This window comes from Bartonella sp. CB10SXKL (assembly GCF_042195515.1).
GTDB lineage: Bacteria > Pseudomonadota > Alphaproteobacteria > Rhizobiales > Rhizobiaceae > Bartonella.
On record NZ_JBHION010000029.1, the window covers coordinates 1 to 5,917 of the forward strand.

The following is a 5,917-nucleotide window of genomic DNA, read 5'->3' on the forward strand; positions in this document are numbered from 1 at the left end:
TGGTATGGGCTGAATGGCTGTTTTACCCCCCAAAAAACTTGGCAAAAACTCTCTTACATCAATGGAACCAATCCACCTCTTAATGCGGCTAGGCAAAGATTTACAAAAATCGCTCAACTTTGTGATGGGTGCCATAAAACCATCGACAATCGAATTAGCCAGATCTTCGCCCGCCTGTTCCATACCAGCCTTGGCACTCTCCGAGAGCTTTTCGCGGGCAAAAAAACTCTTTCTAAACTGAAACTTCTTAAAATCCCCTTTTTACACCTCTCTCAAAGCAAAGATAAAACTGCCAAGACACGTGAGAGTCATCTAAGGATAATTGCATGAGACCATAACAGCTATAAACAGACTCCAATATTTGTATCATATTATTGTAACGATTTACTTACGTATAAAAGAAGAAGATAAAATTGTAATACAACTAAAAGTTCATACGATTAATCAAGAGAAATTATACAGCATCACAAAACATCAATTGTTTGAAGATTATAAGTAAAAAATTGATCAAAATAAAAAGCTTTTCTTATGAAAAAGAAAAGTGTTGCCCATGAGTAGATATTATAAGCTCTAATAAAGGGCATAACTTAATAATTATACCGCAACAAATTAATAAAAACAGCCTTCTTGATGATTCTGGACAACAAGTGCTAGCAAATTATGAACACACCCTTGACAAACTCCCCTTTCTTCAAAGATGAAAGCCTAAAAAGAAAAAATAGAATAACAAACCATTATTCTGCTTTGTATTAAAGCTCAGTTCACATTAAACCATTGCACTTATAGCGTATAACCTGAAATCTTAGCAGCTTTGAAAAAAATATGTCTGATTTTTCACTCTATTTCTAAGTAACATTTAGACACTCCTACTGCTCTTCAAGTCCGCACATATAATACGTTTTTTCCCTCATGCTTTAAGACAAAGAAACAAATCCTATTATAACTTACTGCAACTTGCCGAAAATTGAGTGTCTTTCCCTATAACACCAAGATCTTTAATTAAAAGCGGTTTTCCTATTTCTCCATTATAGGCTTTAACGTGAATGGTCTTGCCTTTCACATCTAAGAGGTAATAATCTCCATTAAAAAGCGCACCAGCTGTATATATAGGGATATTTCCAAAAACCTTATCATTTTTCGCACGGCAATAAGACTGATAATGCGTGTGACCCACGAAGATTGCTTTAACATTATGAGAGGTAATAATTGACTTAAAGACCGACAAATCTTTAGCATTCTTTTTACGAATAAAAAAGGATTCACCATCAATGGAAGCAGCACGCGCATCATGAAAATTAATGATTGTCACTTTACCTCTTGCATCAGCAGCAGCTAAATCGTTCCTAAGCCAATCTAAAGATTTATTGATTTGCACTTCTGTAGACTGCCCCTTCAAACCAACCGTATAGCTTGGATAATTGTGAAGCTGCACATAGTGAACATCTCCATAATCCCAAGAATAACTCAAACTCCCCCTTATCGAGCGAATATTTCCACCCGAAATGGGAACCAAGCTTTCAGTAACATCTGCATTGAAATGCGATAATTGACTACGGTATTTTTTGATTTCCGATACCATTCTTGAAACTGCACTTATAGCACAAGCATCTTTGTAAAAACTGAATTCTTGAGGATTTGTACAATTACCAACATTATTGGCATAATCGTGATTCCCTAGCCCCTCATAGACAGGTGCTCCAAGAGTTTTATAAACATTTTCATAATCATCATAGTTTTTTTGTTGTCCAAACTCCGTCAGATCACCATTGACAATATGGAATGCAGCCTTGTGCGCTTTTATCACACCAGCAACCTGCTCATTTATCTTTAACCATGGCTCTCTGTTTGATATTCCATTGGCATCACCAGAGTTTAAACGCCACGGTTGCGGATCAGCCATAATGATAGCAGTATAATTTTTTGTAAGAGACTTTTCTTTCATAGACCAATCCATGAATGCATCATGATGAAGCCTCTTGTCTCTTTTTATTTTTTCAGAATCAAGATTAAAACAACCAGAGAGAGTAAAAGCAATCACGGTGATTACCAATTCAACTTTATATCTCATAAACCTATCACCATAAAAACGTTACATATTTTTTATATTAAAAAATTCCTCAGAGACAATTTTTTTAGATTTTATTGTCAAAAATATGTCAAAAATTCGAAATAACGAAAGCAATGATCCTTCAATGAAGGTGCACTTTGATGATATAAAAGCACTGTTGATTTCAAGCCTTCAACTTCAAGAACTTTAATTGATTAAGATTTATAAGCTTGGGCTCTGGCTCTTTCAAATGTCATCGATACATTAACAGCTTATAAAAACTTAGTCGTATACTATTAAAATATCTCCAACAGGAGAAAAAATGTATTCTTATACTAGAGCGCCCAACTCCTTTGGATATCAAGATCAATTATATTATAATATTATGATAAATAAAGTATAAATAATCAAAAGTGCTAGCAACAGTGTTATAGTATTACCGTCATCATTCACTTTGATAAGCTATAAAAATGCAGAAATACTACAAAAATACTATTATTACTTTATAAAAAAATAATATAAATTATGTAAAGTATAATAATAGTTATAATTTATATAATGTAGGTTTACAATAAATTTAATTATATAATATAAATCATTACAAGCACATTGTGTGTTAAATATAAATTCATACAAATTTAATAGTATTTATTTTTTAATTTTGACAAAAAACCAAAAATGTCTTACCAAATAAAGAAAATTATCGAAATTAATAACAACTATCCATTTTCACTTCTTCTTATGAAGTTTGCGGGGAAATGAATATTTGGGGGCTCTCATAAGGAGAATACTGGTGTATAAAACATCCCTTTTATCATGCACGGCTGCGGCTGCTATCATCCTATTCAACATCCAGTTCACTGCACATGCTGAAACTCTTGGCGTTGCCAACGAAGAAAAAGATATATCCGGAAAAACGTACGAGACTATTTATGTAAAAGACAAAGGAAAAATCACCGGCAGTACTGTAACTGTAACTGGAAATGAAAACACAAATACAGACACAGGTAGCGATAAATATGTTGTAACAGTTGAAGGTGCTAACAGTGCGCTTGAATTAAATGGCTTAAATATTCAAGGCACTGATTCTGATGTTCGTTTCGGTATTTCTGTAAAAGACGGCGCTAACATCAACCTGACCGGGGGGAACATTACAGCTTCTCAAACTGGCGTTTATATTGATGGTAGTAAGAATAGTAGAAGTGTACTGCAAAATGTAGTGATATCAGATAATAAAAATGAAGCATCATCACTCCTTGGAATAGAAATAAACAACGAAAGTTTAATTACTTTAGAAAATGTAACAGTTAAGCAAGCAGAAACTGGTATACTTGCGGATGACGTTTCTCAAGTTATAGTATCCGGAGGTTCATTCGAGGGTAAAATGGATGGCGTATATGCTATGGGCGGCACCACCATTACTGTAGATGGCGGTGCTAACATTACCTCATCTAATGGTAACGGACTCCATGCCGATGATGAAAATACCACCATAAAAATGACTGGAGGAAGCGTAACTGGAAAAGACGCAGCATTGTATACAAACGACGGTGGTCATATTAAAGTCACGGGTGGTACTCTAACAGCAAAGGGAGATACCACAAGTGCACCTACTACAGAAGGGGATAATCCTGCATCTAATAAGGGTACTAAAATTGAGAGTGGATTCGGCGCCTTGTCTCAAGGTGAAAACAGTGTGATTGAATTGTCTGATACAAAGATCAAAGATGCTACAATCGGGTTGAAAACACAAGAAAGTGGCGCAATCGCAATGACTGGGGGAAGCATTACAGCGTCCAAAGTTGGTGCATTCTTTTTGGATAGCAAAAGCAAAGAAAACGAACTGAAAGATGTAGTGACATCAAGTGGGAAAGATGATGCGCCACTAATCAATGGAATCAAGGCAACTAACAGTAATGTCACTTTAAATAATGTAACAGTGACTCAAGCAGCAGCCGGTATATTTGCAGATCATGATTCGACAATAACAATCTCGGGAGGATCATTTCATGCACAAAATACAACAATATCTGCTCAAAACGGCAGCGCCATCACTTTAACCAACAATGCAAACATTACATCATCTGATAACGTTGGACTCTATGCAAACAGTTCAAACTCCTCCATCAGCATGACGGGAGGAACCGTCACGGGGAAAGGTAATGCATTGGTTGCTGAAAATGGTGGCCATATTACTGTTGCAGATGTAACCCTAAAAACAAATGATAGCGATAAGTCATCTGGTGTATTTTCTAATGGTGAAGGCAGTGTAGTTGAATTGCTTGAGGGAACAACGATTAGTAATAGTGAAATTGGACTTACAACAAACGATGGTGGCGCAATAAACATGACTGGAGGAACCATTAAAACTTCTCTAGTTGGTGCCAGCTTCTTAAACAGTAACAGTGGTGAAAACAAGCTAGAAGGTGTGAAGATATCGAATAGTAAAGACGATGCGCTACTAAACTTTGGAATAAAAGCAGACAAAAGTACCGTTGTTTTAAATAATGTAGAAGTGACTCAGGCAGCCGCCAGTATAGTTGCAAATGATCACTCAACAATAACGGTCTCAGGAGGATCATTTAGTGGACGTGATGTAGGAGGAAGCGCCGAAGCCAGCAGTACGATTATCTTAAAAAACAATGCTAACATTACATCATCTGATGGCGGAGGACTCCTTGCAGACGGTTCAGGATCTAAGATCATAATGATGGGAGGATCCGTAGCCGCGAACGAAACAGCGTTATTCGCAATCAACGGAGGGCATATTGATGCCACAGATGTTGCTCTAAAAACAGAGGGAAAAGGAAACGGTGCATTTGTAAGTGGCAATGACAGCACAATTCAATTGCATGGAGATACAATAATTAACAATACTTTGGGCGGCCTTGGAGCAGTTGACGGTGGTAAAATCACCAGCAAAGATTTAACAATAATCGGTGGTGAAGCACTTGACGGCCCCGACAACGAACGCACTGGTATATGGACATCGGACTCTGGTAGTGAAGTTAGGTTAATGGGCAAAACAACCATTCAAAATGTTGATGAAGGGTTTTATGCAGACGGTGGAAGTCAAATCATTAGCGGAGATTTAATTATAACCGGTGGTGAAAGTAAAACAATGACCGTTGGTGTAAACGTTGCAGAAACTGATAGTTTAATTAAGTTAAATGGTAAAACAATCATTCAAAATTTTGATGTTGGTCTCACCGCAGGAAATAATAGCACGATTAAGATGACGAATGGTTATATTGGAGCAGCAGAGAATACAATAAAAAATAAAATAGAAGCAAAAAAAGTTGCACTATGGGCGGCATTTAACGGACATATTGATGTCGTGAATACTTCTATGATAGCAGGAGTTGCTGGTTTGCAATTTATAGCTCTCTCTAATCCTGATCTAGATTATCCAGATGATCCACAAAAACGTAGCAGTGAAATCAATTTAACCAATGCAGATGTTCACGCTGAAAATGGTACTGGAATTTTTGTTGGAGCTTTTACTAACGATAACATGGAAGATATTCCAGGTTTGTCAATCGGTACAGTCAATCTCAAAAATTCAGAAATCCATGCTGATGTATTGTTAGGAGATGGTCTTTTCGAAGATCCAAAATCTTGGAAAAATGACAATTATTGGAACAATAAAGAGGTTAAAGCGATCTCCAACGGCACCTTCACCTTAAGCGCAGATCAGTCTATTCTAGAGGGCAGAGCAAATATTGCTAAAGACAGAAATGTGCACTTTGATCTGAAAAACAATACAAAATGGACGTTGAAAATCAGCAAAAATGAAAAAGATGATGATGGCAATCTCCTTGATATCGCTCAAAGATCTCGTTCTGATATTTCCACGCTTAATCTCGATAA

At 36.5% G+C, this 5,917-nt stretch carries 2 protein-coding genes and 1 pseudogene; 1 reads left to right on the forward strand and 2 read right to left on the reverse strand.

Features of this window, described 5'->3' with window-relative positions:
• Positions 1–183 (reverse strand): annotated as a pseudogene (locus ACFIK3_RS08870) (hypothetical protein); the annotation flags it as partial.
• A 754-nt stretch (positions 184–937) separates the two neighbouring features.
• A complete protein-coding gene (locus tag ACFIK3_RS08875; protein ID WP_375631202.1) occupies positions 938–2,068 on the reverse strand; it encodes a metallophosphoesterase in 1,131 nt (376 codons plus the stop codon).
• A gap of 772 nt (positions 2,069–2,840) precedes the next feature.
• Between ACFIK3_RS08875 and ACFIK3_RS08880 the strand changes: the two genes are divergently transcribed.
• On the forward strand, positions 2,841–5,917 hold a 3,077-nt coding region (locus ACFIK3_RS08880), incomplete at its 3' end, for a beta strand repeat-containing protein (RefSeq protein ID WP_375676572.1).